Source organism: Lysinibacillus sp. A1, from assembly GCF_000801965.1.
GTDB classification, from domain to species: domain Bacteria; phylum Bacillota; class Bacilli; order Bacillales_A; family Planococcaceae; genus Lysinibacillus; species Lysinibacillus fusiformis.
Genome location: NZ_JSZM01000035.1, coordinates 53,934 through 80,390, shown reverse-complemented (window position 1 = coordinate 80,390; position 26,457 = coordinate 53,934). Strand labels below are relative to the sequence as shown.

Annotated in this window: 26 protein-coding genes, 1 pseudogene and 1 riboswitch; of the genes and pseudogenes, 22 read left to right on the top strand and 5 right to left on the bottom strand. The window is 37.6% G+C overall.

What is annotated here, in order from left to right:
* The first annotated feature begins 17 nt into the window (after positions 1-17).
* Genes PI85_RS21160 through PI85_RS21150 form a run of 3 tightly spaced genes read left to right on the top strand, consistent with a single transcriptional unit; the run spans position 18 to position 2,402 of the window.
* On the top strand, positions 18-800 hold the full coding sequence (locus PI85_RS21160) for an ABC transporter permease subunit (protein WP_042737521.1): 783 nt from the start codon (positions 18-20) through the stop codon (positions 798-800).
* Positions 801-810: 10 nt separating this feature from the next.
* Entirely contained in the window at positions 811-1,584 is a 774-nt protein-coding gene (locus PI85_RS21155; RefSeq protein WP_036126036.1) for an ABC transporter ATP-binding protein, read from the top strand.
* A 2-nt stretch (positions 1,585-1,586) separates the two neighbouring features.
* The gene (locus PI85_RS21150) at positions 1,587-2,402 is read left to right on the top strand and encodes an ABC transporter ATP-binding protein (RefSeq protein WP_052059855.1); all 816 of its coding nucleotides are present in this window, start codon (positions 1,587-1,589) and stop codon (positions 2,400-2,402) included.
* Positions 2,403-2,444: 42 nt separating this feature from the next.
* Here PI85_RS21150 and PI85_RS21145 read toward each other — a convergent pair.
* Positions 2,445-2,931: pseudogene (locus PI85_RS21145) on the bottom strand (NUDIX hydrolase).
* Between the two features lie 231 nt (positions 2,932-3,162).
* A riboswitch (cobalamin riboswitch) is annotated at positions 3,163-3,358 on the top strand.
* Positions 3,359-3,547: 189 nt separating this feature from the next.
* Between PI85_RS21145 and mmgD the strand changes: the two are divergent.
* The 6 genes from mmgD to PI85_RS21115 all read left to right on the top strand — a co-directional run bounded on the left by mmgD (position 3,548) and on the right by PI85_RS21115 (position 10,731).
* Positions 3,548-4,669, top strand: a complete 1,122-nt coding sequence (gene mmgD, locus PI85_RS21140; RefSeq protein WP_036126031.1) for a citrate synthase — start codon at positions 3,548-3,550, stop codon at positions 4,667-4,669.
* A 98-nt stretch (positions 4,670-4,767) separates the two neighbouring features.
* Complete coding sequence (locus PI85_RS21135; RefSeq protein WP_036126029.1) at positions 4,768-6,201, top strand: bifunctional 2-methylcitrate dehydratase/aconitate hydratase; 1,434 nt, start codon at positions 4,768-4,770, stop codon at positions 6,199-6,201.
* Between the two features lie 42 nt (positions 6,202-6,243).
* Complete coding sequence (prpB, locus tag PI85_RS21130) at positions 6,244-7,158, top strand: methylisocitrate lyase (protein WP_036126027.1); 915 nt, start codon at positions 6,244-6,246, stop codon at positions 7,156-7,158.
* A gap of 45 nt (positions 7,159-7,203) precedes the next feature.
* Positions 7,204-8,862, top strand: a complete 1,659-nt coding sequence (locus tag PI85_RS21125) for an acyl-CoA dehydrogenase family protein (RefSeq protein ID WP_036126025.1) — start codon at positions 7,204-7,206, stop codon at positions 8,860-8,862.
* Positions 8,863-8,872: 10 nt separating this feature from the next.
* Positions 8,873-9,658, top strand: coding sequence for an enoyl-CoA hydratase-related protein (locus tag PI85_RS21120; RefSeq protein WP_036126024.1), 786 nt, complete (start codon positions 8,873-8,875; stop codon positions 9,656-9,658).
* 14 nt (positions 9,659-9,672) lie between these two features.
* Positions 9,673-10,731 (top strand): enoyl-CoA hydratase/isomerase family protein, encoded by a 1,059-nt coding sequence (locus tag PI85_RS21115; protein WP_036126022.1) that lies wholly within the window; start codon positions 9,673-9,675, stop codon positions 10,729-10,731.
* 115 nt (positions 10,732-10,846) lie between these two features.
* On the opposite strand, the gene PI85_RS21110 is transcribed toward PI85_RS21115, so the two are convergent.
* A complete protein-coding gene (locus PI85_RS21110) occupies positions 10,847-11,479 on the bottom strand; it encodes a YitT family protein (RefSeq protein ID WP_036126021.1) in 633 nt (210 codons plus the stop codon).
* 121 nt (positions 11,480-11,600) lie between these two features.
* Here PI85_RS21110 and PI85_RS21105 point away from each other — a divergent pair, with 121 nt between their 5' ends.
* The 7 genes from PI85_RS21105 to PI85_RS21075 all read left to right on the top strand — a co-directional run bounded on the left by PI85_RS21105 (position 11,601) and on the right by PI85_RS21075 (position 19,436).
* Positions 11,601-12,119 carry a GNAT family N-acetyltransferase gene (locus PI85_RS21105; RefSeq protein WP_036126020.1) on the top strand — a complete coding sequence of 173 codons (519 nt, stop codon included), beginning with the start codon at positions 11,601-11,603 and terminating at the stop codon, positions 12,117-12,119.
* 475 nt (positions 12,120-12,594) lie between these two features.
* Complete coding sequence (locus tag PI85_RS21100; RefSeq protein ID WP_036126018.1) at positions 12,595-14,418, top strand: IucA/IucC family siderophore biosynthesis protein; 1,824 nt, start codon at positions 12,595-12,597, stop codon at positions 14,416-14,418.
* The gene (locus PI85_RS21095; RefSeq protein WP_036126016.1) at positions 14,390-16,141 is read left to right on the top strand and encodes an IucA/IucC family siderophore biosynthesis protein; all 1,752 of its coding nucleotides are present in this window, start codon (positions 14,390-14,392) and stop codon (positions 16,139-16,141) included. Before PI85_RS21100 ends, PI85_RS21095 begins: the two co-directional genes overlap by 29 nt.
* Positions 16,138-17,373, top strand: coding sequence for an AMP-binding protein (locus tag PI85_RS21090; RefSeq protein WP_082011614.1), 1,236 nt, complete (start codon positions 16,138-16,140; stop codon positions 17,371-17,373). The genes PI85_RS21095 and PI85_RS21090 overlap by 4 nt, the downstream gene beginning before the upstream one ends.
* Positions 17,370-17,627 (top strand): petrobactin biosynthesis protein AsbD, encoded by a 258-nt coding sequence (gene asbD / locus PI85_RS21085; RefSeq protein ID WP_036126013.1) that lies wholly within the window; start codon positions 17,370-17,372, stop codon positions 17,625-17,627. The genes PI85_RS21090 and asbD overlap by 4 nt, the downstream gene beginning before the upstream one ends.
* 13 nt (positions 17,628-17,640) lie before the next feature.
* A complete protein-coding gene (locus PI85_RS21080; protein WP_036126011.1) occupies positions 17,641-18,615 on the top strand; it encodes a DUF6005 family protein in 975 nt (324 codons plus the stop codon).
* Positions 18,612-19,436 carry a sugar phosphate isomerase/epimerase gene (locus tag PI85_RS21075; protein ID WP_036126009.1) on the top strand — a complete coding sequence of 275 codons (825 nt, stop codon included), beginning with the start codon at positions 18,612-18,614 and terminating at the stop codon, positions 19,434-19,436. The genes PI85_RS21080 and PI85_RS21075 overlap by 4 nt, the downstream gene beginning before the upstream one ends.
* A gap of 137 nt (positions 19,437-19,573) precedes the next feature.
* Here the strand turns inward: PI85_RS21075 and PI85_RS21070 are convergent, their stop codons facing one another.
* The 3 genes from PI85_RS21070 to PI85_RS24470 all read right to left on the bottom strand — a co-directional run bounded on the left by PI85_RS21070 (position 19,574) and on the right by PI85_RS24470 (position 22,717).
* Entirely contained in the window at positions 19,574-21,052 is a 1,479-nt protein-coding gene (locus PI85_RS21070) for an Lsa family ABC-F type ribosomal protection protein (RefSeq protein WP_036126008.1), read from the bottom strand.
* A gap of 449 nt (positions 21,053-21,501) precedes the next feature.
* Positions 21,502-22,467 (bottom strand): arsenic resistance protein, encoded by a 966-nt coding sequence (locus PI85_RS21065; RefSeq protein WP_036126006.1) that lies wholly within the window; start codon positions 22,465-22,467, stop codon positions 21,502-21,504.
* 85 nt (positions 22,468-22,552) lie between these two features.
* Positions 22,553-22,717, bottom strand: a complete 165-nt coding sequence (locus tag PI85_RS24470; protein ID WP_158499492.1) for a hypothetical protein — start codon at positions 22,715-22,717, stop codon at positions 22,553-22,555.
* A gap of 282 nt (positions 22,718-22,999) precedes the next feature.
* On the opposite strand from PI85_RS24470, the gene PI85_RS21060 reads away from it, so the two are divergent.
* From PI85_RS21060 to PI85_RS21035, 6 genes are all read left to right on the top strand, one after another.
* A complete protein-coding gene (locus PI85_RS21060; RefSeq protein WP_036126004.1) occupies positions 23,000-23,368 on the top strand; it encodes a DUF2089 domain-containing protein in 369 nt (122 codons plus the stop codon).
* Between the two features lie 12 nt (positions 23,369-23,380).
* On the top strand, positions 23,381-23,770 hold the full coding sequence (locus tag PI85_RS21055) for a hypothetical protein (RefSeq protein WP_036126002.1): 390 nt from the start codon (positions 23,381-23,383) through the stop codon (positions 23,768-23,770).
* A 10-nt stretch (positions 23,771-23,780) separates the two neighbouring features.
* Positions 23,781-24,062 (top strand): hypothetical protein, encoded by a 282-nt coding sequence (locus tag PI85_RS21050; RefSeq protein WP_036125999.1) that lies wholly within the window; start codon positions 23,781-23,783, stop codon positions 24,060-24,062.
* A gap of 495 nt (positions 24,063-24,557) precedes the next feature.
* On the top strand, positions 24,558-24,890 hold the full coding sequence (locus PI85_RS21045; RefSeq protein ID WP_036125996.1) for a hypothetical protein: 333 nt from the start codon (positions 24,558-24,560) through the stop codon (positions 24,888-24,890).
* An 11-nt stretch (positions 24,891-24,901) separates the two neighbouring features.
* A complete protein-coding gene (locus PI85_RS21040; protein WP_144422586.1) occupies positions 24,902-25,249 on the top strand; it encodes a hypothetical protein in 348 nt (115 codons plus the stop codon).
* 2 nt (positions 25,250-25,251) lie between these two features.
* Entirely contained in the window at positions 25,252-26,109 is an 858-nt protein-coding gene (locus tag PI85_RS21035; RefSeq protein ID WP_025115222.1) for a CPBP family intramembrane glutamic endopeptidase, read from the top strand.
* Positions 26,110-26,457 lie beyond the last annotated feature (348 nt).

Below are 26,457 nucleotides of genomic sequence, written 5' to 3'. Positions count from 1 at the left end.
ACTTAGGACGTATACATATGAGAAGATATATTAGTCTCACCTTACTAATGATCATTGGTTTACTAGGACTGTTAGCCCCACTCATTATGCCTCATGACCCCTTAGCAGTCGATATTTCTAAGAAATTTTTAGCACCCTCATGGGACTATCCATTAGGAACAGACCATTTAGGAAGATGTGTCTGCTCACGATTGCTTTTAGGGATTCGGTATTCTTTAGGTGCGGCGCTCGTCATACAAATAGTTGCTATTCTAGTAGCGATACTATTCGGCGCATTAGTCTCCTTAAAAAGAGGTATAATAGATGCGCTATTTATTCGGATATGCGATATTTTATTAGCTTTTCCAACACTTGTACTAGCATTTGGGCTTTTAGGTGTATTAGGTCCTAGCTTGAAAAATGTGTTAATTGCACTTAGTTTGACACAGCTTATTTATTATTCGAGGCTAATCCGAAGTTTATTTATTGGCATGAATGAAAAAGACTTTATTCTAGCGGCAAGAATCAGTGGTACTACAGGTGCAAAATTAATTATTCGACACTATCTCCCTCATGTTTGGCCACCGATTGTAACGATTGTGGCATTAGATATGGGGAAGGTCATTTTAGAGATTGCGGGCTTTTCCTTTATTGGGCTTGGTGTGCAAGCTCCCACTCCTGAATGGGGAATGATGGTAAATGAAGGGAAGCAATATATCCGCCAACATCCTGAATTAATGCTATATCCTGGGCTTGCTATCGTCCTTGTTGTCCTAGTATGTAATGTTTTAGCAAGTAGTTTGAAGAAGCCTAATCAGTAAAGGGGTAGTTATGAAGAAAGTTTTAGAAGTGAAAGACTTATCGGTCAAAATTGGAGAACAGAATATTTTATCCTCCATTCATTTAACAGCCTATCAAGGCCGAGTATTAGGAATTATTGGGGAAAGCGGTAGTGGGAAAACGATGCTTTGCCAAGCTATTATGCAAGCCTTGCCGACTAGGGCGCAGATCACCAAAGGGCAAATTTTCTACCATCAACAAGATTTATTGAAGGTAACTGCTGCTCAAATGAGAGCTTATCGTGGTAGACATCTTTCTATTATTATGCAAAATCCTTCGACTGCCTTTGACCGTGTTCAAACCATTGAAAGTCATTTTCGTGAATCATTAAAAGCTCATTTTGCTATAACTAAAAATGAAATAAGACAAATTGCTATTGAAAGCATGTCAAAAGTTAATTTACCTAATCCTGAGCGCCTTTTACACTATTATCCATTCCAATTAAGTGGGGGAATGCTACAGCGTGTGATGATTGCTTTGTCACTGGCAATTCAAGCCTCGGTATACATAGCTGATGAGCCAACGACAGCTCTTGATACAGTCAATCAAAAGCAGGTTTTGACATTATTTGATCGTATTCGCCTGGAAACACAGGCAGCCATCCTTCTTGTGACACATGATTTAGGCGTTATCGCTGAACTTGCTGATGATGTAGCCGTGATGTATAAGGGGAAAGTAATTGAACAAGCGAATGTCTATGATTTTTTTGATGCCCCTCAGCATCCTTATACAAAGAAACTATTACAATCCCGAATTATGTTTTAGAGGTGAAAAGATTGAAGCTACTAGAAGTGAGAAATATTGAGAAGAACTATGCACATAGACCGTTCATATTCAAGCGAAGACAGGAAACTCCTGTATTACAGAAAGTATCATTTTCACTTCAGGAGGGGGAATGCTTAGGGATTGTTGGACAAAGTGGCTCAGGAAAAAGCACATTGGGCCGAATTATATTAGGGATGGAAAGGCCAACAGCCGGTGAGCTTCTATTTCAAGGGGTTAATCTTTATGATGCCACTAGCCAACAGAAAAAAATGATACGGAGAGATTTACAAGCAGTCTTTCAAAATAGCTATCATTCATTAAATCCAAAGCACAACATTTTTCAAATTTTAGAGGAACCATACCTAAATTTCGAGCATTATAGCTCAGCTGAGAGACATTATAAGGTAAAGGAATTACTTGATCATGTAGAGTTAGAAAAATCTATTGCTGAAAAGTATCCTTCCCAGCTAAGTGGGGGACAACAACAGCGTGTTAACATTGCAAGAGCGCTTGCCTTACATCCAAAATTAATAGTTTTAGATGAAGCCATTAGTAGTTTAGATATGATTTTGCAAAAACATATCATTCAATTACTACAGACACTACAAAAGGATTTGCAACTTGCCTACATTTTCATCTCTCATGACCTACAGGCTACACGCTTTATTTCAGATCGCATCCTTGTCATGCAAAATGGTCAGCTAGTAGAGGAAAGTATGAAAGGTAAACCATTTAAGCATTCCGCATCACTTGAGCTATGCAACGCGATTTTACCCACTCACCCTCGCGAAAGAATTCACAAGAATACTAGTATCTGAAATACCTTTGCGAATAAAATCCTTATTAAAATTCTTACATTGTTATTTGGAAAGCTTCGTAAAGGAGCTTTCGAACCCCCATATTTTACCCTCTAGGTTGTTTAAGAGAGCGACCGTCCTCTGTTCCATATTATTCGGAAGTTCTTCCTTACTGAAATAGGTGAGGCTTAAGCTCTCACCATCTTTCATTTCCAATACACCCCTTACATGTTTAGCTCTATAAAGGTGAATGACTGTATAGATTTCATCGCCATTCGGATAACAGTAGTAATAATCAGGTCCTGTAAAAACACCGATAAACTCAAACTCTTTAGCCACGAGTCCAGTTTCCTCATAAAGTTCACGCGCAGCAACCTGCTCTAATGTTTCGTTTATTTCCATTGAGCCGCCAGGTAATCCCCAATCCAATGTATCTGAACGATGTTGAAAGAGTATTTTCTTATCATCATTTAACAACAAGAACTGTCGAACCAACGTTTATAATCGGTCTATTACCGATAAGCTTTCTTAATTCTGTTATATAGCCCATCCCGTCACTCCTCGTTTCATCGTAATGCAAAACAAATCGCTTTTTTAAAGCAGACTTCATAAATATAGCTCCATTGGGATTGATTAACAATCTTTTTTTGAGCGAAATAATGCTTAAATATGCAGAATAGTTCGTCAAAAATGAAAAATAGCTTTTTATAATCAGTCTTTTCTGAATTTTACCTATATTGATTGTTTGGAAACCTCTATGTTAAGGTAAAAAGACAAATTGAATATGCTAAATTTTGGTGGTTCAAATGGATTTGATTCCATTTGATTAAAAGGGAAGTTGGTGTGAGTCCAACACTGTCCCGCAACTGTATGTAGGAGTTCCATAACGAGACCACTGTTTTGTTCTTCAAAACGGGAAGGTGTTATAGGAATGTTGATGATAAGTCAGGAGACCTGCCGCTAAATAAGCATCAATTGACCTACGAGGATAGGGAGGTGTTAGCTACTGTATGATGAGTGTGAATGGATGTAAGTTCACTGTTTTTTGTTCTGTCATACTTTTGTAGATTAACAACTTCTAAAGGGGTAGAAGTTGTTTTTTTGTTGTTCTTTCGAGTTTGAATGGTAACGCTTACAAGAATGATTAAACAAAGGGGTTGTAATCCATGGAGTTAACGTATTCACCAGGTCTTGATGGAGTTATTGCTGCGGAAACAAAACTGTCTTTCTTAGACGTAGTAGAAAGCCAAATTGTTATACGGGGCTACGATTTGATTGAACTATCTCAGCGATATTCCTATTTAGATATTGTCCATTTATTATTGCACGGAAACCTACCAACTACGGAGCAACAAGCTGACTTACGGGATAAATTGAAAGAAAACTATCACGTTCCACAAGAGCTTGTTCAAATTTTTAACTTATTACCAAATGGGACACATGCTATGGACGGCCTTAGAACTGGAATTTCAGCGTTAGCAGGGTATGATCAGCACATCAATGATCGATCGACTGAAAGGAATGTAACACGAGCATATCGACTTTTAGGTGGAATGCCCAATATCGTTGCAAATAGCTACCGTGTATTAAATGGTCAAGAGGTAGTAGAACCGGATAGTGAGCTTTCATATAGTGCTAATTTTTATTACATGATTACTGGAAGAAAACCAACACCATTAGAAGAAGAAATTTTTGACCAATCACTTGTTTTATATAGTGAACATGAAATGCCGAATTCGACTTTTGCTGCTCGTGTTATTGCCTCCACACAATCCGATCTGTATGGTGCTCTAACTGGTGCTGTCGCATCATTGAAAGGAAATTTGCATGGTGGGGCGAACGAGGCAGTCATGTATATGCTGCTTGAAGCTAAGACTGTGGAAGGCTTTGAAGCGATGCTGAAAAACAAGCTCAAAAATAAAGATAAAATAATGGGCTTTGGCCATCGGGTCTATATGAAAAAAATGGACCCAAGAGCGCAGATCATGAAAGAAGCTTTGTATAAATTATGCTTGGAGCAAGGTGATGACCGCTTATATCACATGTGTGAAGCTGGTGAAAAAGTGATGGTGGAGGAAAAAGGCTTGTATCCAAATTTAGATTATTACGCTGCGCCAGTGTATTACATGCTGGGCCTACCAATTGAATTATATACGCCTATTTTCTTTGGCTCTCGAACGATCGGTTTATGTGCACATGTGATCGAACAACATGACAATAATCGATTATTTAGACCTCGTGTTCATTATATAGGCGAGCGTCATAACCTTGAAGAATTGTCGGTATAATCAAGTTTTAACAACTCGCCACAGAGCTGATGGACATTCTGACCAATGCCCATCAGCATACTAGTATATCAAATGCATACCTTGAAAGGAAGATATAGATGATTAAAACGAATGAAAAAACGATGACAGACCAGCTTCTTATTGATATTGCGGATTATGTATTAAACACAAAGATTACGAGCGAAGAAGCTTACGAAACGGCTCGATATGTTTTATTGGATACGTTAGGTTGTGGCATTTTAGCTTTACAATATCCTGAATGTACAAAACTTCTAGGTCCTGTAGTACCAGGTACAGTCGTTCCAAATGGTACTCGTATTCCAGGAACATCCTATGTCCTTGATCCAGTAAAAGGTGCCTTTAATATCGGTTGTATGATCCGTTGGTTGGATTATAACGATACATGGTTGGCGGCAGAATGGGGGCATCCTTCTGATAATCTAGGTGGCATTTTAGCTGTAGCCGATTATTTGAGTCGTGTACGTGTTGCAGAAGGGCAAGAGCCTCTCCAAATAAAAGACGTTTTAGAAATGATGATTCAAGCTCATGAAATACAAGGAATACTTGCACTCGAAAATAGCTTAAATCGTGTTGGCTTAGATCACGTCTTATTTGTCAAAATAGCGACAACAGCTGTAGTAACAAAGGCTTTAGGTGGCACTCATCAAGAAATTGTCAATGCCTTATCAAATGCTTGGATTGATAATTCAAGTTTAAGAACCTATCGACATGCTCCTAATACAGGCTCTAGAAAATCATGGGCTGCTGGCGATGCTACAAGCAGGGCCGTACAACTAGCAATGATGGCTGTGAAGGGGGAAATGGGCTATGCAACTGCATTGTCTGCACCAGGCTGGGGATTCCAAGATGTGCTCTTTAATAAGGAAGAATTAAAGCTTGCGAGACCACTTGCATCTTATGTTATGGAAAATGTCCTCTTTAAAGTGTCTTACCCTGCAGAATTTCATGCTCAAACGGCTGCAGAATGTGCTGTTCATTTACATCCTGAAGTAAAGAATCGCCTAGCTGAAATTGACCGCATTGACATTACGACGCATGAATCAGCCATACGAATTATCGATAAAGAAGGGCCACTTCACAATCCTGCTGATCGTGATCACTGCCTTCAATACATTACAGCTATTGGTCTTATTTATGGTGACATTACAGCAGATCACTACGAAGATGAGGTGGCTGTAGACCCACGCATTGATGACTTGCGACATAAAATGGTTGTCGTGGAAAAAAGACAATATACAATCGATTATTTAGACCCTGATAAACGATCCATTGCGAATGCTGTTCAAGTTTATTACAAAGATGGTACATCATCCGAGCTAATTGAGTGTGAATATCCTTTAGGACATCGTTTCCGTCGTGAGGAAGCATTTCCACAGATCATTAATAAATTCCAGCAAAACATTCGTACGCATTATTCTCAAAAACAACTCCATACAATAAATGAGGTTTGTGCAAATAAAGAGCTGCTTGAACAAATTGCTGTCCATGAATTTATTAATTTATTTATTTAATTTAGAAGGATTCCGAACGCAACAAAAAGGAGGTTTTTAACAATGGCGTGGATTGTCCAAGAAGCGAAGACACAAAAACAATTAGCTGAACAATTTAAAGCTCTTATTGCTCGTTCATCTATTTTGCAAATACCAGGAGCACATGATGCAATGGCTGGTTTAATGGCTAAAAAAGTTGGCTTTGAGGCATTGTATCTTTCGGGTGCCGCTTATACAGCGAGTAGAGGCCTACCAGACTTAGGAATGATTTATTCAAATGAAATCGCTCAGCGTGCTAGTGATATTATTCGGGCTACTAATTTACCTATGCTAGTGGATATTGATACGGGCTTTGGTGGTGTATTAAATGTTGCCCGTACTGCTTGTGAAATGGTAGAGGCAGGGGTTGCTGCCGCACAGCTAGAGGACCAAAATCTTCCTAAAAAATGTGGACATTTAAATGGCAAAACTCTTATTTCAATAGAGGAAATGATACAAAAAATAAAAACGATTAAACAAATAGCCCCTACATTAGTAATTATTGCTCGCACGGATGCAAGGTCTGTTGAAGGCTTAGAGCAGGCTATTCTAAGAGCCAAAGCATATGTTGCTGCTGGGGCAGATGCTATTTTTCCAGAGGCATTACAAACTGACAAGGAGTTTAAACAATTTGCCAATGAGTTAGATGCACCCTTATTAGCCAATATGACTGAATTCGGTCAAACTCCTTATTATACCGCTAAGGAATTTGAAAAAATGGGCTACTCGATGGTCATTTATCCTGTTACGTCTATGAGAGTTGCAGCGAAAGCATACGAGCGTGTATTTGAATTAATAAAAAATACTGGAACACAACAAGAAGCAGTTGAGGATATGCAAACAAGAAGCGAATTATATGAAACGATTTCCTACTATCAATTCGAGGATTTAGATCGTGAATTAGCAAAAACCATCTTACCTAAGGAGGAAATAAAGTAGGAGAGCTGAATGGCTTTTCTCCACTTTCTTTCAAGGAGGACTCATATGGATCGACTAGAAGACAAAATGACAATCTTTACACCAGAGGATTTTCATGATGAAGAAGAGCTCATTGCAAAAACTGCTGAGCTCTTCATTAAACAGGATGTCTCACCGAATATGTCATCTATTGAACTGCAGCAATATGCGATCACTCGTCAACTATTTCAAAAAGCAGGTGATCTTGGTTTACTGGCTATTGAAATTCCCGAGGCCTATGGAGGACTCGAGCTCAATAAAACAATTTCCGGTCTTGTAGCAGAGAAAATGGGTTTTGGGGGCTCTTTCAGCGTTTCCTACAATATCCATGCTGGGGTGGGCACATTACCCTATGTCTATTTTGGCGATGAGGAGCAAAAGCTGAGGTACTTACCAAAGCTTGCATCTGGAGAATGGATTGGTGCCTATGCACTTACAGAGTCCGATGCAGGCTCTGATGCACTGCGCCCCAAAACGAATGCTAGATTAACAGAAGATGGTACAGCATGGATAATAAACGGAGAAAAGCAATGGATTACGAATGCTCAGCTAGCAGACGTCTTCGTTGTTTTTGCCCAGACGCATAATGGAATGACTGCGTTGATTGTCGAACGTTCCTTTAAAGGGGTATCTGTAGGTCAGGAAGAGGAGAAAATGGGCATTAAAGGCTCTTCAACGGCAACGCTCATTTTAGAAGACGTGATGGTACCAATTGATCATGTTCTTGGAGAGGTTGGCAAAGGGCATATCGTCGCTATGAACATCTTGAATATGGCTCGTCTAAAGCTTGCCTTTTCCAATATAGGAACGGCCAAACAGGCATTTCAATTAGCAGTGAATTACGGGAAGGGACGGAGACAATTTGAACGATCTATCGTTGATTTTACAATGATACAGGAAAAACTTGCTGACATGGCCGTTTTGATTTATGGAGCAGAAAGTGCTGCATACCGAACGGCTGGAAAAATGGATGAGGCTATTGCATCAGGAAGTAAGGAAACGGTGGTTCAGAAAATATCCGGATTTGCACTCGAATGCGCACTCCATAAAGTACATTGTTCCGAAGCACTTGGAAAAATTGCTGATGAAGCTGTCCAAATACATGGTGGATATGGTTATATGCAAGATTATGATGTGGAACGTTTGTATCGGGACGCAAGAATTAGCCGTATTTTCGAAGGTACAAATGAAATCAATCGCCTCACATTGGCAAAAATGCTGTGGAAAAAAAATATACAAACAACTGCAATAGCAGATGATTTTATGCACTGTCAGCCATTCGAAAATAATCACCATTATATCCTTCTCTCCAAGCATTTGATGCAACTAGCAATTACAGTCATTACGAATGCACAGATTCAACTCGAGCAGGAGCAAGAATTTATGCGTTTGTTGGCGGATATAGCCATGGAAAGCTATGTCATGGAATCAGCCTGGCTGAGGTCGAAAAAAGCTGTACATGAGCAAACAAAACAATTGATGACAGACATATTATGCCAGGAGGGTTACCGCAAAATAGAAGAAAGTGCAATTACTATTATTACGGCCGCTGAAAGCAATGAGCAAAAACGAGTAAGCTTGCTAAATAGTATTCGACAGTTAAATATTCCACTACGGCAAAATCTATTTATGAAAAAAAGGATACTTGCGAGAACATTCATTGACAACCCAAAAATGATTAGTTAGGAGGAGCAACATGATTGATACATTGGCAAACGTTACGAAAGAGGGGTCTATTGCTATTATTCATTTAGATCATCCACCTGCAAACACTTTGTCATCAGCCTCTATTGAAAACCTGCGTCGTATTTTCCAAGAGCTAGCGGAGGATGAAGAAACAAGTGCCATTATTATGACTGGCACTGGTCGATTTTTTGTCGCTGGGGCTGATATAAAGGAGTTTGTTTCAGCCTTTGGCCAACAGGAAAAAGCATTGCAAATGGCTCAAGCAGGGCAAGCGCTATGCGATGAAGTAGAAGCCATGAAGAAACCAGTTATTGCGGCCATTAATGGACCCGCCCTTGGGGGTGGACTCGAACTAGCGTTAGCATGTCATTTCCGAATTGCTTCTAAACAAGCCATTCTCGGCTTACCCGAATTAAAGCTTGGACTACTTCCTACATTCGGGGGGACTCAACGACTTAGCAGAATAACAAATCAAGCAACGGCGCTCCAATTAATTTTAACAAGTAAACAATTGAGTGCTGACGAGGCATTACAGCTCGGTATTGTCCAACTAGTAACAGAACCTGAGGAACTTTTGATGACGGCTAAGACTGTTGCGAATTCCTTTGTTGAGGGTAAAAGTATGACAAGTGTCTCTCGTACAATTGAATGTGTAATTCAAAGCACGAAGGCTAATTTTCAACAAGGACTAGAGCTTGAACGAACGCGTTTTGCTGAGCTATTGTTAACAAATGATGCTAAAGAGGGTGTGCAGGCATTTATTGAAAAAAGACAGCCACACTTTAAACATTGTTAAAGGAGGGGTCCAACATGGCAAACGAAGTACTATTTTCGGTCGAAGATGGAGGAGCGGCAACCATTACATTGAATCGCCCTAAAGCTTTAAATTCTCTTTCCACTGACATGCTTAACCCTATTAGAGAAAAATTAAAAGAATGGGAAGCGAATGATGAAATCCGTCTTATTGTACTACAAGGGGCTGGGGAGAAGGGATTTTGCGCTGGTGGTGACATTAAAACACTTTATCAAGCACAATCCAGTCAAGATGCATTACAAGGGGCTGAAAACTTTTTCGAAGTAGAATATGAAGTTGATTTGGCGATCTATCATTATCCTAAACCCATTATTGCTTGTCTTGATGGCATTGTTATGGGAGGTGGAGTCGGTTTAACCTATGGTGCAAGCCACCGAATTGTTACAGAGCGGACTAAATGGGCGATGCCGGAAATGAATATTGGCTTTTTTCCAGACGTTGGAGCGGGCTATTTCTTAAACAAAGCGCCAGGTTCTATTGGTTACTACCTAGCATTAACTGCGTCCACTATTAAAGCAGCAGACGTCCTTTTTGCTAATGGGGCAGATCATTATATGACGAGTGAAAAGCTATCTGATTTCCTTCAAAGTGTAAAACAGACGGACTGGCATTCTAACAATATAAACGCAATCATAACCCAACTAATAAAGAAATATTCTAGTAAGCCATCCGCGAACAGTGAACTTGAGAAGCTTCAAACAGTAATAAACCACCATTTTTCAAAACATACTGTAGAGGAAATCATACAATCCTTAGACCAGGACCAAAGCGAATTTGCCCGTGACACGAAGCACTTGCTTCTATCGAAATCACCCTCCTCTTTAAAAATTACGTTACAGCAGCTTATGGACGCTCGTGAAAAAAAAGTAGAAGAATGCTTTAAGACCGATTTCATTTTGGCAAGAAACTTTTTAAGACATAGGGATTTCTATGAAGGTGTGCGCTCCGTTGTCATTGATAAGGATCGAAATCCTCATTATACCTATCAATCATTAGAAGAATTCACAGAAGAGGATAAGAAAAGGTTTTTTCAAGAAAACAGTGTAACATTATAGATTTCGTTTAAAAATCCTGTTAGTAGCAGGATTTTTTTATGGAAGAAATGGGGGAACTGCCAGCTACTAGGCAAAAAAACTTTATCAAATGACATCCCCCATTCAAACATGAATACTAGCTTTTGAGCTCTTCATTTTCAGATGGAGTAGAGCGGTGTAGGATGTTATCTAGTATGCTACCAGTAATCGGCATAAAGAAGTGGAGGATGAACCCACCCAAACAAACCGTTATGATTGTGCCAAAGCCAATTGGGCCTTTCACTATTAACGCCAGCACTAAAAACAAGATATAAATAGTCGTTCTTGCAAAAAAGATGCTCCTTTTCGTTAGCTCTTTAATTAGTAAGGTTAATCGGTCAACAGGAATCGGTGCAAAATTCGTATGTAAATAGGTGGCAGTCCCTAACCCAATCACAACTAAACCAACACCAAAACAAACAACTTGACTATACCAAGCTACAGGTGTTAACTCATTGTGTAACAAAGATAACCACATATCAATCCCAATTCCCGTAATAAAAGCTGTAATAAAGCCCAAAAATTCGGGCCTTTGTTTAGTTAGTATAGCATTACAGCCTATTAAAATAATGGCCAATATAATTTCCCAGCTACCAACTGTCAGCCCTATATTTTTAGATAGTCCTACTAAAAGAGCATCGAAGGGGGAAGTACCTAGATTGGATTGAATAGTTAAAGAAATGCCTAGCGTTAAGATAAAAATGCCTATGACATAAAAAACATATTTCACTTTTACAACCTCCCTACAATTTATATTGCATATACAACAAAATTAAGTTACATTCAATATATACTCTTTTTGTTGCATTTGCAATATAAAATCTATAAAGAGTTTTAAAGGAGTGTAATCAATGTCAATCAAATTTGCGAAATGTAGCTTAGGTGATTTAAAAAAACTCCAAGAGGTGAGTATTGAAACATTTAATGATACCTTTAAAGATCAGAATTCACCTGAAAATATGACTGCTTACTTGGAAAAAGCATTTACAGAGGATCGGCTGGAAAAAGAATTATGTAATGAAGCTTCAGAATTCTATTTTATTTATGACAATGATGTCATTGCGGGTTACTTAAAGGTGAATGTCAATGATGCCCAATCTGAACAAATGGGGAATGAGTCCCTTGAAATTGAACGTATTTATATTCGACAGTCATTTCAAGGAAGAGGTCTTGGCAAATATCTTATGAACAAGGCGATCGAATTAGCTGAAGCCCAAAATAAAAGTAGCATCTGGTTAGGGGTTTGGGATAAAAATGACAATGCCATTGGCTTTTATAAAAAAATAGGCTTTGTTCAAACTGGGGCGCACAGCTTTTACATGGGTGAGGAAGAACAATTAGATTTAATTATGACAAAAACACTCATTTAAATTTTAAATGGCAGAAACGTTGATATCGCAACATTTCTGCCATTTTTCTATACATACTTAATATTTTTCTGCATGAACATTTAGATGCCATAGCTAGAAAAAATAAAAACATTCAAGCCATAAGAACCATTCCGAAATGAAGCTCTTCTTTCTGTTTATTTGTAATATTTCATCATTGAAACCCTTTAATTAGTAATAATATTTTATTACTGATACAAAAAACGACGTATTTTTCTATACTTTTACCTATTTCGATGGTTTATATTGCCATATAGGTCTTTAGACAGTTGAGTCATTTCCAAATTACCTATAAAATGTAATTATTATTGAAAACGATAATCATTATCAATTATAATCGATATTGTTTCTTTTACTTCTCAGTCTTTCTAATAAGGGAGACTCCTTTTTTTAACAATGAGTGATAATGATTATCAATTAATAGTAAAAAGGCTCTGTGAAAGGATTGGTTTATTTCATGCAACAGATTGCTAAACAGATTGCAGAAAATGCAACGTTTCAGGCGTTTATAAATTGTTATATACGAGAGGTGAGAAGCGGGCATTGGGTCAAAAAGGAGGAGTGGATTAAAGAACAACGACTATCAGCACTGATTACAGAGGCACATATATTTGAGCTTGAGTTACCAAGACAAAACATACGTTTTGCCTTTGGTGTGGAATATAAATCTCTTGTCGGAAGACAGGTAATTGGTACGGCGTTGAAGTATTGTACAAAACAAAAACAATGGCTTGTCGAGGATAAATTATCAATCCTTATTACGCTCATTCAGGAACTACATTGGATGGCTAAAGGGGATAGCGGTCTTAATCTTTCTTCTCATTTTGACGAACTCATTCTTCGCATAATTGAGAGCTATCAAACGATGGCCCATTATATTGAAAAGAGTTTGGAAGGTGATAAGCAATCTCGAGCTAGTGGTACGTTTATTGAAGCGGAGCAGTCTCTCTTACTCGGTCATTGGCTTCATCCAACACCCAAAAGTAGACAAGGGATGGCAGATTGGCAACAAACCAGTTTTGCTCCAGAGTTACAAGGTTTTTTCCAACTTCACTATTTTCGTGTTGACCGTAAAATGGTGAAGGAGGCGTCCGTATTAGAAAAAAGTGCGAGTGATCACATTGTTCAATCGTTAATAACATCACAGCCTAATTTTGTTGCGTCAGTGAAGGATTGTTTCATTCCTGTCCACCCACTACAAGCACAATGGCTTCTACAGCAACAATATGTAAAAAAGGCGATTACTGAAGGATTCATACAATACGAGGGTGCACTAGGCGCTTTTTATACAGCAACCTCTTCCATCAGAACGGTTTATAACTCACAGGAAGAAATGATGTATAAGTTTTCAATTCCTGTTAAAATAACAAATTCATTGAGGGTCAATAGAACTCATGAACTTAAAGCTGGGATTGCTATGGCTCGATTAATGAATAAATTAGATTTTTTACAAAATCATCCATCCTTTCAGATGATTCATGACCCTGCTTATATGACTGTAAAGTTTCCAAACCAGACGGAATCAGGGTTTGAGGTTATTTTTCGCTCAAACGTATTTCCTATAGGCCAAGATGAAGGAATCTGCATGATCGCTACGCTTGTGCAAGAGCCCCTGCTAGAAGAAAAATCAAAGCTATGTCAGCTCATCATGAAAATCGCTCAATCCGAACGCCGGTCATTAGAGAGTGTCAGCTTAGATTGGTTTAAAGATTATTGGACATGTGCGATTGAACCATTATTAAGATTATATGATGAGCATGGGATCGCTCTGGAAGCCCATCAGCAAAACAGTCTATTAAACATCTCTTCCGGTTATCCAACCACATATTATTATCGAGATAACCAAGGTTATTATTTATCAAAGGCCTATAAAGATGTACTTCTTGCAATAGAGCCATCTTTACATGAAACAGAAGAGCTGTTTTACGAAGATGCTCTTATTCAAGATAGATTTACGTATTATTTATTTATGAATCAACTGTTTCCTGTTATTTCTCGATTTGGAGCGGATCAGCTTATTAACGAAAATGTTCTTTTGAAGTGGTCTATCGAACAACTGCACTTATTAGAAAACGAATTGACAGGTTTCGGGAAGGCATTTGTTCGGAACATTCTAAATCAAGAAGAGCTTGCCTTCAAAGCAAACCTTTTAACAAGGTTTCATGATGTAGATGAACTTGAAGCCGAACTTGAGCAAGCCGTATATACGAAAATTCCAAACCCCTTTGTTCGTCAGTATGAGGAGGCAGACTATGCAGCAGCTACAGCCTTTAGCCTCTAAAAGAGGAGAGCTACGTGTAAGACGGCAGCTTGTTGAAGCGATGATCTTTGAGGGACTAATCAACTATGAAGAAACACGTCTGGATCAATGGGCTTCAATTTTTACTCTTATTGGACAGACATACACCTTTCGCTGTGAAGGAAGAAGAATGGCATTTGATCGCATCCGAATAAAGGGAGATCATATTTTTCAAGTAAGCAAGGATGAGACGTTACAGGAAGCAACATTTGAGGAACTAGTCGATGAATTACTGACGAGTCGTCAAGATAAAATTCGGTTACTGAAAGAACTTCATTTAACGAGTAATCTTTGCGATTGGAATGATAGACATCTCCAAATGCCGATATCGAGAAGACATTCGAGCTATGAGGATTTAGAATCGGAAATTATGGAAGGACATCCGTATCATCCTTGTTTTAAATCTAGAACCGGTTTTACGATTGACGACCATATAAACTATGGCCCTGAAGGAAAGCAATCATTCACCCTTCAATGGGTGGCAGTGAGAAGAAGCTATGTACGAATCGCTGTTCTTGAAGAAGAAGAAACCTTTTGGAAAAGAGAGCTAGGGCATTTACTGTGGGACGACCTTCTTACCGAGCTTGCGAGATTCAATGGCACATTCGAAGACTATACGTTCTTACCTGTTCACCCTTGGCAATGGCGTACCATGAAACAGGAGCTAGCTGAATTAATGGAACAAAGAGATTTCATAGCTTTAGATGTGAATGGAGATTACTATAGGGCAACCCAATCAGTCCGAACATTATGGAATTCCTCACATCCCCACAAGGCGCAATTAAAATGCTCAATGAATATGGTGAATACCTCTTCATTACGAAAGTTACATGCTCATGCTGTTTGTGCTGCTCCTCATATTTCTGCATGGCTTAAACAGGTACTTCAATCAGATGCCTATTTACAAAAGACTGTTATTGTACTGGAAGAATATGCAGGCATTATTTTTGAACCGCATGCCTCAAAGCATAGTAGTAAATTAGAAGGTCAGCTTGGCACCATCTGGCGAGAAAGTGTGCGCCTGTATATGAAGGAGGAGGAGGAAGCAGTACCCTTTACGGTACTCATGATGATGGAGTTAGATGGTCGTCCGTTTATTGCTGATTGGCTATGCCGATATGGTACGGAGGCGTGGATAAAACGCTTGATTGAAGTGAGTGTTATTCCAGTTTGGCACCTACTTGTTGCTCACGGAATTGCAGTAGAGGCCCATGCGCAAAATATGATTTTATTGCATGAAAATGGGTGGCCGACTCGGGTTGTACTGAGAGATTTCCATGACAGTATCGAATATACGGAAGAATTCATAACAGATCGAAACCTCATCCCCGATTTTGGAACGATACATGACCGATTTAAAGATGCACCTGCCGATCATTATTATTGGATGTCTTCTGTAGAGGCTTTACGTGAGTTAGCGATGGATACACTATTCGTGTTTCATTTAAGTGAGCTATCTAATTTGCTAGAAGAGCAATATAGATATGAAGAAATACGCTTTTGGAATCAAATTAAGGACGGCATACAGAAGCACTTTGAACGCTTTCCATCTCTCCAGGCAAGAAATGAACAGCTTCAGCATACTAGCACAACTATTTATGTTGAATCCTTACTAAAAAAGAAAGTGCAAAATCAAGAAGAAGGTAATTTTCGCCATATCGTCAACAATGCGTTGGCACAAGCGAATGAAAAGGGGAAATCATGATGTTTTATGTCAATGATCAATTTTATACAGTAGAAGATATTGAAAAACAGTTTGATATATATGAACGCTTACCTTATCTAAAGGAATGTAACAATAGTAGATTAGCAATTTGTACGGATGATATTTTCCAATATATAGCTCTTTGTTTATATATTCGTGAAAAAAGAGGGTCAGTTGTCCCAATCCATCCAGCGACGCCCAAAGAGGGGGCCATAAGAATCGCTTCGACAGCGGGTAGTCATCTGTTATTGTTCCAATCTATTGATGATTTTATCGAATTATCCAATCTTTCCAATAACCAAGAAGGGGTATTAGTTCAAATGAGCTCTGGTACAACAGGAGCTCCAAAATGCATTGAACGAACGTGGAGCTCAGTGGACGAGGAGGTTGAAAGCTATGTTCAGACATTACCTGTTGATTCCTTGACAAATTCTATTGTTGCTTGCCCAGTTACTCACTCTTATGGTTTTATTTGTGGTGTCCTTGCTTGTATAAGAAGAGGAGCAAAGCCGGTTATTATTACGAATAATAATCCTAAATATATGTTGAAAAAGCTAAAAGAATATCCTCAGCACATACTCTATGGAGCCCCAGCATTACTTTATACATTAAGTCGATTATTACCGAGTGATCAACAATTTGATCGTGTGATGACGTCAGGGACTGTGATGCCACATAGCTGGTTAACATCATTAAGAGAGAAATCTAACCAAGTCCTTCAGCAGTATGGATGCTCCGAATCCGGCTGTGTTGCGATTCACCCTAATGTGGAAGATACGAAAGAAATGGGCTATCCTCTTCCTCATGTGAAGGTGACAGCTGGTGACAAACAAACACCAAGCGAGATTATCATTGAAACATCTACACAAACGATTTATACGAAAGATCTTGGCTATCTAGAAAATAATATTCTTTCTTTTCTTGCAAGAATCGATGACACAATTAATGTAGCAGGCTTGAATGTGTATCCGCAAGAAGTGGAAAACGTGTTAATGGATGAGCCAAGAATAGTCGAAGCAGTCGTATATAAGAAACAAGACCATTTATCAGGAGAGCGAGTTTGCGCACTCTATGTGTCTGATGTACCGATCGATCATATAGAACTTAGAGAGTGGTGTCGGAAATTTCTTGCTCCACATCAAATTCCAGTGGAGTTCGTGTTTGCTCATGAAATACAAAAGCTTCCTAATGGAAAAATAAGTAGAAAAAAACTTGGAGGCATTCCCGTATGACAAGGCAACAACTGATCAAAAGCATCTATGATATTATGGAAAATTCATTAGAGTTGCAGACATTGTCTTCTTTTAATGAAGATGCCCGATTAAATGAGGATTTGTATATGGATTCCATTATGGTCCTTCAACTTATTCTTCATATAGAGATGGACCTTGGCATTGCTATTCCCGATGAGGTGCTTGTTCCTAAAGATTTCAAAACAGTAGGGACACTAGTAAACTTCTTAGAAAAACAGCAAAAGGTAGAATAATCGGAGGCTAAAAATGATAAAAGTTCATTGTTTTGTAAGCTGTGTTTGTGAGGTTATTAAGAAGACCAAAGGCGTCGATCATAGGCCATATTATTTTGGAGTATGGGATGCGGATTTCGATGTGCTTGATAATGGTGTGCTTACATACCACTCTGATGAAATTGATCATGATTTCTTTCAAACGTGGTATGAAATGCTTTATGGAATCAAGCTTCATAAATGGTATGACGAAAATCAAACAAAACACGAAAATATAAATAAGCTACTAGCGTTAGTAGAGCATAAATCTCCCCAGCAACATGTAATGGTGATGTTAGATTTATCAAAGCTTCCAGAGCGAGAGAATAAATTTCATCAAAGTCCATTCCCTCATTATGTGATGCTAGAATCGAGAGAAAATGAAGAAGAGTGGTTTATGTATGACCCTGATTTTCGCTGGGAGGGGTTATTACCAAAGGAAAGAATTATAGCTGCCATCCAAGAGCCAACTGTCGGAGGAGGTTATTATTTTGATTCCGAGACGATCATTGCTCCAACTACAGAGACAGTTGAAGCCTATTTTAATACATGTATCAAGCTTCAACGTAATCCATTGACAGATGCCATTGCTGAAATTATTAATGAGCATACTGCAGAAAATAACAAAGAAAGTATCTCAAAACTTCCGGCTGCCATAAAACAATTGCCAGTTATAGCGATAAGAAAATATGCATATGAGCATGCATTTGCATATTTTTGGGAAGCACTTGGCCGTGCTGAGGAAGGCTTTGACACATGGTGTGATGAAATTGAGCATTTAGTGAAGGGCTATACAACAGTTCAATATCGAGTGATGAAACTTGCGATGACGCATGATCCATTATTAATAGAAGATATTTATGTGAAGCTAGAAGAACAAAATCTACTTGAGTTCAAGATCAAGCAAGGATTACAAGAATGCTTCCAAGCATGGTTAACACTACAGCACAAGAAAGAGGTCACGTTATGAAACTATCTATTTGTACAATCTCGTTTCGACATCATCTTCATTCAATAGATCAATTAGCTCACTTTGCCAAAGCACAAGGCTTTAATGGTATTGAGCTTTGGGGTGTTCATGCAAAGAACTTAGCTGATGATCTTCATTATGGAGCAGATTGGCTAAGATCCTTCGGTTTGGAAACGAGTATGCTTAGTGATTATTTACCATTAGAGGCACCGGTTGCTGAAATGATGGCTGAAACAGAGAGGTTATCTGCACTTGCAGAGCGCTGGGGAACAAATAAGATTCGTACTTTTGTCGGCAAGCAGGGCAGCTTAGAAACGAGTAAGAAGGAAAGAGAAGAACTCACTTTCAGACTTGAATTGATCTGTGATTATCTCGAGTCAAAAGGACAATACTTGCTTGTTGAAACTCATCCGAATACGTTGACAGATAATCTACCCTCAACCATACAGTTACTCGAAGAAACGAACCACTCAAGCTTACGAGTTAACTTTGACGTTTTACACGTATGGGAATCAGGGATGGACCCAATTGTCGCCATGAAGCAACTTCGTCCTTATATTTCACATTTTCACTTGAAAAATATTGCCTCTCGCACACAACTGGATGTTTTTGCTCCACACAATGTCTATGCTGCATCAGGGACTCGAGAAGGGATGGTTCCATTATTTGAAGGGGCCATTGATTACGGTGAATTCCTAGCAGAAATAGATTCAAATAGGGAGATAGATGCCTCACTAGAATGGTTTGGATCAAATGTAAAGAGTGTTTTAACAAAGGATATACAGGATATAAAGAAGGCTTTACAGCCAGTGCAAATTTAGTATAAGGCTATAGAAAATCCCAAGGAAAACATTTGTCGTCTTTCCTTGGGATTTCCTCTTTATATTGGGGTTATTAAGCGATACGTCTGGAGAGCTACTGATTACAAACGATCAGTTTTCAGAGCTTCCATACTTAGCTACATAGAAATAATTTTGGTTGCTACCGTTTGCTGAAATACTTGGTCATGCTCTACAAACACCATTGTAGGATTAAAGCTCTGGATGAGCTCTTCAATTTGTAGACGGGAATAGATATCTATAAAGTTTAATGGTTCATCCCAAATATATAAATGAGCTTTCTCACATAAACTTTTGGCAATAAGTAGTTTTTTCTTTTGCCCACCTGAATAATGAGCAATATCCTTCTCAAATTGAATTCGATCAAAATCCATTTTACGAAGGATGGATTTAAATAATGTTTCATCAATGCCATGCTCTTCAATAAAATCCGATAATGGTCCCTTTAAATGGGAAGTATCCTGCTGAACATAAGATATAATAATACCTGAGCCTACATGGATGGTACCCGTATGCTGTATGTCGTTTCCATGAATGAGTTTTAAAATACTACTTTTACCGCTTCCATTTTTTCCATCAAGAACAATACGATCACCCTGTTCAACTTTAAAGCTTAATGGTTGATTAATCATGTTGTCATCATATCGAACAGATACATCAGTCAAAGTAATAAGTTCCTTTGACTGAAACGCCAATGGCTCTAGTTTTAATGACTCCGTTTTTTCTACATTTTTTAGTAATTTTGATTTTTCATCGATTGCTTTTTGCTGTCTTGATTCAATGTGCTTCGATCTCTTCATCATCTTAGCTGCCTTATGTCCAACAAACCCTTTATCTAGCTTAGAACCTGAATTCGTCGTCCCATTTTTAGAAGCCTCGACTTGATTGGACCAGCCTGCCGAACGCTTCGAGGAATGTTTTAATCTTTCAATGTCCTTTTGTAGACGATGGTTTGTTGCTTCCTCATGTTCCTGCTGTCTATCAAAATTTAACTTCCATGAAGAATAGTTACCACTTTGAACGTCAATATTGGCTCGATTGATGGAAAGGATATGGTCCACACAGCCATCTAAAAACGTTCTATCATGCGAAATTAAAATAAATCCTTTTTTCTTCTTTAAATAATTAGCGACAATTTTTCGTGCATCTGTATCTAGATGGTTAGTCGGCTCATCAATTAATAGAAATTGACCCTCCGTCAAGAAAAGGGCAGCAAGCAAAACCTTCGTTTGTTCTCCGTTCGATAATGTATAAAAGGGGCGATACATAACCTCAGCATCTACATGTAGATATGATATTTCACGAAGATACTCCCAATCCTCTGCCTGCGGGCAAATCTCCTCAAAAATTTCATACGTATATTTGTTTCGATCTGCAACAGGGTAGGGGAAATAAGTAAAATCTACTGAAGCATTAATTTTTCCACTATACTCATATTTCCCTAATAATAACTGAAAGAATGTTGACTTCCCTCGACCATTTCTACCGATAAATCCTAGTTTCCAATCCGTATCTAATTGAAAGTTAACACCTTCAAAAATAGGATCAAAGCTACCTGGATAGGAAAATGTTAAATTTTGAACTTGTATCATTGACATGATAACTCCTCCTTTGTATAGCAATACTTTTTTTCTTTTTTTTATACAAAGTCGGCATATCCATCTGGAATCCATGTCTCCGCATAAGTAGGATGGATATTAACGACTTATACGGAGATTTACATGTGTAACAATTGTATCTAAATCGCTCATTTTCCACACTCCTTTTTAGGATTTTGATGTAACTATGAGAGAATAAAAAAACCCCCCCAATTGTCATTGGAAGGATTAGTCGGTTACTGGTATTGATAAAGGACTTTTTTGCCATAGGAAAATGACGAAAAAAGTATAAACTGATTGATAAAAATGGACAGACTAATCCTATATTTTGTAGTTTGAAGTGATTGATTTCAACTTAAAATATAGTTTAGTTCATCATTGTTCATCCATCAGTCCTCTCATAATTGTATATTCATCGTACCAAATTTTTTCTTGAATTACAAATCAGCCTATTGTTCGCGTAACAATAGATGCGGCACAACACGAATATAAATGATTTCTCCTATAATTTCGACAATCGTTTGTGTAACGATAATAGCAGCCACTACTGTATGTATTGGATCTGGTAAAGATAGGGCCAAGGGTAGAACGACAAGCGAATTACGTGTTGAACCACTAAAAATTAAAGCTCGACCAGATGCAAGATCAAGTTTGAATCGTTTGCCAATAAATTTTGAAATAACTGGCATGATAAGCATAAATGCCATGTAAACGGGAATGACCTTAACAATCAAATCAATGGATGTCGATAATTTCCCGATTTGTGAAGCGACAACAACAAACAGCGTCAATGCCATAAAGGGAACTGGTAGCCATGCAGAAAATTGAATGATTGTATGACCAACTACAGATTTTTTAGCAAATAGCTGAGCAATAATTGCAATGACTAATGGGATGACGATGAGCTCCAAAAATGCCTCTAGAAAAGGGCCCGCTTCAACTATTTCCGCTGCTTCATGCCCAATAAATATCCACAAATAGAAAGGTAGTAATAGCATTTGGGTCATGAAAAGAATAGGTGTCGAAATCAGCATGGCTTTTTCATTTCCACCACCGAGAGCTGTAAAAACAATGACATAGTCAATACAAGGTGTCAGTAATACCAAATAGACACCAAGTAATAAGGGTGGGTGGTTTGGTAAAAATAAAGTTAATAGCCATACAACAATTGGTACCGCTATATAGTTGACCGTTAGCAATGCCCCCAAAAAACGACGATTAGCAAAAGCTTCATTTAAAGAGCTGAAAGGAATTTGTGAAAACATGCTGTACATTAATAGCGCAATAACAAAAGAAAGGGTAATGTCCAAGCGCGTGCCTATATTAGGGGCAAATAACCCTATAGCTCCTGCCAGTAATAAAACGAATACATATAGGGAAATCTGATTTTTTTCTAATGCTTCTTTTGAAATCATTGTAATTTTACTCCTATTTATTAAACCTAGCTGACAAACTTAGGGTACCATACAATATGAGATTGGAACTATAGTTCTTGTTATTTTACTTAGTGAAAATTGCTATAAGACGGGTAGCCAAAAGGTTGATACACTCCAAACCATACTGAGAGAAAAATATTGTTCCTATAAAATTAGGTGCAAAATCCCCAAATTGTGTTCCTTTGGGTGCACCATCCTTTCGCATATTGAAAAATTTATAAGGCTCCATAAAACCACCTACTACTAGTGGATAATTAATGAGTTATGTTTAGGAGGTGAAGTTGTTTCAGTATCTAAAATTAAAATCATCGGCAGGGGGGATTAGTTTCCCCTTATTGTCTTACATACTTCAAGTTGGTTATCTTAAAAAACGACATATATCTAAAACTTAATTATTTTTAAATACGAATTAACATTTTTAATTTTTATATATAAAAAAATTAATTTGTGTAATTTATTTTTTAAATTATTTGGTGTATAATCAAATCAACCTAAAGAAAGGAATTTCATTATGGCCTATCAAGTGATCACAAATTGTCCTGTTTGCAGTAAAACTTTAAAAATTACAAAGTTGCAGTGCTCTCACTGCCACACTACGATTGAAAATGAATTTGAATTATCGAAACTGGCATCCTTATCAAAGGATCAGCTTCATTTTGTGGAAGTATTTTTAGCGTGTAGAGGGAATATTAAAGATGTTGAAAAAGAACTTGGAATTTCCTACCCAACGGTTAGAGGAAAGCTAACAGATATTATTTCATCCCTCGGATATGAGCAGAAGAAGAAGAAAAATGAAGTAGATCAAAAGAATGTTGTTACTCTGCTAGAAAATGGCGAAATCACAGCAGAAGAAGCCATTAAGCTTTTAAAAGAAGAATAGGAGGAATAAATCATGAAAGAGGAAATTGCACGAGTATTAACGATGGTTCAGGAAGGGAAAATTGATGCAGAAAAAGGTTCTGAACTAATTCAAGTATTGCAAGATAAAGATGACGCGGGAAATAAGCTTTTAGATAAACCAGCTAAATATTTAGATAAAACATTAAAAGTTCGTATTGTATCAACCGAAAATGATAACGTCACTGTCAATTTACCTATCAAGTTGGTCAAGGTAGTATTAATGGCTGGACACAGTATCGCAGCTAGTATTCCACAATCTGAAAAATATGTGAAAGATCTAGATATCAGCCTTATAATGGAAGCCATTGAAAATGAATTAGATGGCCAAATCGTTGATATTAAATCGGCAAACGGGGATTCCGTTTCTGTGTTCATTGACTAGTGACTGACTGATGATACATGTCAAAGTGAAAACAAAGGATGTTCGACTTAACATCCCCATCCCATATGCGATGTTAAACATTGTTATTTCCATTTTGTCTTCAACATTATTCCAGCGTAATATAAACAAATGGACAAAAGAATACTTTGAAAGAAAAAAACTGGACTTTACCTTGCCGCCAATAGACAAAAAAACACTCAAGCCCATTGTCCAGGAGCTGAAGAATTATAAAGGGATCGTACTAGTTGATGTCAAAGCACAGGACGGTACAGTGGTAAAAGTTAAACTATAATTTATTGAAATACAACCACTTACAAGTGAAATAGTAGGTGGTTTTTTTGCATTTGCAACCGTCAATCAAGTCATAATGCTAATTGTAATACATGTCGATATAGGGAAGGTAATTTATACACCATTTAGTTTGAAAAAATTTATCCGAAAAGCCAGAAGTTAAAGAAGACACCTATTGATAGAAGGTTTATGTTTCTAAAACATAACATTTATACCTAATATAAAGAAACGTTATTGAAAACACTTGGAATTAGTTGGTATATTTTTTTGTATATTGATAATTTTTAGAACTATCATATTGATTGGAGGCCGAAAAAATTAAGAAGAATCTTTATTTATTTGTTTGGCTTTATTTTGTTTTTTCCTTGTTGCTTGCAATTTAAATAAACAAGATGATAATGAAAAGTCGACGGTTATTACGAAGGTTAATGGTAAAGAATTCATGCTGCAGGAGATAAATCCTGGTAATTTCGGTGAATATTATATAGTACTTTAGATGGATAATGACGGGAAATTCCACCTAGAATCGACCATCTTGGTTAAAAATCTCTCCACTGATGATTGGGAACAATTAGTTTTTTATTTTATACCTAATATGTTTACAAAAGCTGTCTCACCCGAGCTAGAACAGCCATCGACCGTTGCGTTTCATAACATTACAATTGATGGAAAAACGGCAACTTACACACTTGAAAAAGATACATTAAATATTCAAATTCATGAAAAGTTGACACTTAAACAAGAAATGAAAGTTCATTTTTCCTATGAATTCACTTTGCCTGATGAATGCTTTAGATTTACGAAGAGTAATAATAATTATATTTTATGAATGAATCGCCATTGGCAATATTTACAGCGGCTGCTGAGGATTTGTTTGACATGATCCGTACACACCCGTTTGCTGCAAAAATGTTTGTGCTAATGGAAAATGCACAACATCTTGATTCCTTATCGGAAGATTTAAAAGAAATTCTTACGGAAGCAGATAAATTAATAAAAAAGAGTATTCTGTTAATAGAAAAGGGGCAATTGCTAGGTGAAATTAAACAGGGAAATGCTGAAGCGCTTGCGGTAGCATTTTGGTGTTCTATACAAGGAATCACCCAATACATTGCGCTGCATCCTGAAACTCTTTGTCCCAATTCAAGGTGGGTTATTTCAATTCTTGAAAACAGGGAGGCGGATTGATAATGAAAACTAAACGGAACTTAATAATCTTTATAGTTGTTGTCTTGCTATGTGGCTGGCTTGGTGTTTTTGTAGATCATTTCATCTCTGAACAGCCTAAAGGTGACACGCTTGGGATGGGCATTTGGCTAGTATTTCCGTTGCTGACAACTATACTGTTACGTGTCTTTGCAGGAGATGGGTGTCGAGATATAGGCTTATTACCTAATTTGAAAGGTAACATAAAATGGTATATTGTCTCGTTCCTGATTTATCCTGTAATAACTTCTGTAGTTTTATTAGTAAGCTATATATTTGGCTGGATGGATTTTTCGGATTTTAATTTAGATGTATTAATTTCAGTTTTTGTTGGTGGTTTACTGCTCCAATTTGTTAAAAACTTTTTTGAGGAATCCGTTTGGAGAGGTTATTTGACAAGTAAACTTTTAACGTTAAAGGTAAATGATTTTTGGTTGTATTTTATTGTTGGTGTTGTTTGGGGAGCGTGGCATATTCCGTATTTTTTAGTGTTCTTATCAGAAAGTGATATCTTCAGTGTAATTCCTGTAAATAGGTGGCTATTTGCGTTGATAGGTATTGTGACGATGATTTGTTGGACAGTCATGTATACAGAAATTTATTTAATGACGAAAAGTATTTGGCCACTTGTCCTTATGCATATGACAGAAGATGCGCTTGTGAATCCACTTATTCTTGATGGATATATCAAAATTACTCAGGGAAAAGAATTTCTTGTTTCTCCAACGGCAGGCATTATTACTACAATGCTTTACCTAATGGTAGGGCTTTTATTACGAACTAAGCGAAAAAAGCTGGAGAGAGAACTTGTTTCAAAATCGACTACAACAGCTATCGTTTAAAAATTTTAGCGATGAAAAAAGTTCTAGAAGCCGTTAATCTAACAAGGTTTCTAGGATTTAAAGAATTCTTGGGTGGGGAAGGTCTCCTTACTTACGACAGTTCTTTTATATCGGAAGAATGTTTGCTACTAAATTCAACTTTTTCTTCTTTCTGCTCATAATCACATAGAATCATTGTATATTGTTCACCATTCACAATCACTTTGCCTTCTTATTTCTTTCGCCAATGGCTGGCTTGTAAATCATGTTTTTAACCATCACCCTATACAACTCCATATAGAAGATGGTTATTTATTGAAATAATCATCTTCTATTGTTATGCTGCAGATCTTTTACAATAAAAGCAGA

Coding starts and splice junctions, on each gene's coding strand:
- PI85_RS21160 (WP_042737521.1), top strand. CDS start 18: ATGAGAAGATATATTAGTCTCACCTTACTAATGATCATTGGTTTACTA.
- PI85_RS21155 (WP_036126036.1), top strand. CDS start 811: ATGAAGAAAGTTTTAGAAGTGAAAGACTTATCGGTCAAAATTGGAGAA.
- mmgD (WP_036126031.1), top strand. CDS start 3,548: ATGGAGTTAACGTATTCACCAGGTCTTGATGGAGTTATTGCTGCGGAA.
- PI85_RS21135 (WP_036126029.1), top strand. CDS start 4,768: ATGATTAAAACGAATGAAAAAACGATGACAGACCAGCTTCTTATTGAT.
- prpB (WP_036126027.1), top strand. CDS start 6,244: ATGGCGTGGATTGTCCAAGAAGCGAAGACACAAAAACAATTAGCTGAA.
- PI85_RS21125 (WP_036126025.1), top strand. CDS start 7,204: ATGGATCGACTAGAAGACAAAATGACAATCTTTACACCAGAGGATTTT.
- PI85_RS21120 (WP_036126024.1), top strand. CDS start 8,873: ATGATTGATACATTGGCAAACGTTACGAAAGAGGGGTCTATTGCTATT.
- PI85_RS21115 (WP_036126022.1), top strand. CDS start 9,673: ATGGCAAACGAAGTACTATTTTCGGTCGAAGATGGAGGAGCGGCAACC.
- PI85_RS21105 (WP_036126020.1), top strand. CDS start 11,601: ATGTCAATCAAATTTGCGAAATGTAGCTTAGGTGATTTAAAAAAACTC.
- PI85_RS21100 (WP_036126018.1), top strand. CDS start 12,595: ATGCAACAGATTGCTAAACAGATTGCAGAAAATGCAACGTTTCAGGCG.
- PI85_RS21095 (WP_036126016.1), top strand. CDS start 14,390: ATGCAGCAGCTACAGCCTTTAGCCTCTAAAAGAGGAGAGCTACGTGTA.
- PI85_RS21090 (WP_082011614.1), top strand. CDS start 16,138: ATGATGTTTTATGTCAATGATCAATTTTATACAGTAGAAGATATTGAA.
- asbD (WP_036126013.1), top strand. CDS start 17,370: ATGACAAGGCAACAACTGATCAAAAGCATCTATGATATTATGGAAAAT.
- PI85_RS21080 (WP_036126011.1), top strand. CDS start 17,641: ATGATAAAAGTTCATTGTTTTGTAAGCTGTGTTTGTGAGGTTATTAAG.
- PI85_RS21075 (WP_036126009.1), top strand. CDS start 18,612: ATGAAACTATCTATTTGTACAATCTCGTTTCGACATCATCTTCATTCA.
- PI85_RS21070 (WP_036126008.1), bottom strand. CDS start 21,052: ATGTCAATGATACAAGTTCAAAATTTAACATTTTCCTATCCAGGTAGC.
- PI85_RS21065 (WP_036126006.1), bottom strand. CDS start 22,467: ATGATTTCAAAAGAAGCATTAGAAAAAAATCAGATTTCCCTATATGTA.
- PI85_RS24470 (WP_158499492.1), bottom strand. CDS start 22,717: ATGGAGCCTTATAAATTTTTCAATATGCGAAAGGATGGTGCACCCAAA.
- PI85_RS21060 (WP_036126004.1), top strand. CDS start 23,000: ATGGCCTATCAAGTGATCACAAATTGTCCTGTTTGCAGTAAAACTTTA.
- PI85_RS21055 (WP_036126002.1), top strand. CDS start 23,381: ATGAAAGAGGAAATTGCACGAGTATTAACGATGGTTCAGGAAGGGAAA.
- PI85_RS21050 (WP_036125999.1), top strand. CDS start 23,781: ATGATACATGTCAAAGTGAAAACAAAGGATGTTCGACTTAACATCCCC.
- PI85_RS21045 (WP_036125996.1), top strand. CDS start 24,558: ATGGATAATGACGGGAAATTCCACCTAGAATCGACCATCTTGGTTAAA.
- PI85_RS21035 (WP_025115222.1), top strand. CDS start 25,252: ATGAAAACTAAACGGAACTTAATAATCTTTATAGTTGTTGTCTTGCTA.